The organism is Streptococcus sp. GMD4S (genome assembly GCF_000296955.1).
Genome location: NZ_AJRE01000271.1, coordinates 1 through 1,062, shown reverse-complemented (window position 1 = coordinate 1,062; position 1,062 = coordinate 1). Strand labels below are relative to the sequence as shown.

The 1,062-nt window shown below is 35.8% G+C and carries 2 protein-coding genes; both read left to right on the top strand.

All coding sequences use genetic code 11. The features are described from left to right. Window positions 1–215 (top strand): hypothetical protein (locus GMD4S_RS13795; RefSeq protein ID WP_000324309.1); only part of this gene is annotated, 215 nt, incomplete at its 5' end. A gap of 122 nt (window positions 216–337) precedes the next feature. Beyond that, window positions 338–1,062 (top strand): DUF4336 domain-containing protein (locus GMD4S_RS09290; protein WP_000113581.1); only part of this gene is annotated, 725 nt, incomplete at its 3' end.

Genomic DNA, 1,062 nt, shown 5'->3' with positions numbered 1-1,062 from the left:
AAGTAAATTCGTTAAAAGAGTTAAAGTATATCATAAGCAATCATATAGAGTTAAGTACTCGAGAGAAGATGAATATCCACTATTCACTCTTTCTCCCTAGGGGTGGTTTATCTGAACTCTACTATATGGACGCTAATCTTGAACGGATGATGTCTGTAAATAATCAACTTTCCTATTCTATTGATACAATCGAAAAGTTTTTAATGGCTGATTGATACTGTGAATAGTAATGTCAAATAATAGGGTCAATAACAGTATATATAAGAACTGTAAAAAGTGGTTTAGATAGCCACTTTTTGCTATAATAGAAGCAGTAAAAACGAAGGAATAGTAAACGATGGCAAGACCAGAACTTTCTCTTTATGAACCATTGTATACACTAAAGGAAGTTGATCAAAATATCTGGATAGCAGATGGTGACTTGATACAAATGGATATGAAGGTCTTCAAACTACCTTTTCAGACACGTATGACAGTGATAAAGTTAAACGATGGAAAACTCTGGATTCATTCTCCTATTGCGCCAAATGAGGAGCTCTTTACTGAACTGGACGCTTTGGGCAAAGTTGCTTACCTAATTTCACCCAATAAGATTCACTACGCCTATATTGCAGATTGGAAAAAAAGATATCCTTATGCACAAGCATGGTCTAGTCCAGGAGTTGAAGAGAGAGCAAAAAGTCAGAATGTCATGGTGGAATTTGATGCTCCTTTAACTGATAAGGCACCTGACTTATGGTCTGATGAGATTGATCAACTTATTTTTAAGGGAAGTTCTGTCATCGAAGAGGTCGTGTTTTTTCATAAATCGACTAAAACACTCATTGTAACGGACCTTATAGAGAATTTTGAACCAGAAAAGATAGCTAGTCCAATCCGAAGAAAAATTTATCGTTTAGCCCGTGTAACAGTCCCTGATGGGCAAACTCCTATCGATTATAGGATGACTTTTTTTAGAAGACAAATAGAGGCAAAGGTTTCCTTTTCCCGTATGTTAAACTGGAAACCGGATAAGATCATTCTTGCACATGGTTTATGCTTTTTTAAAAATGGTACGGATGA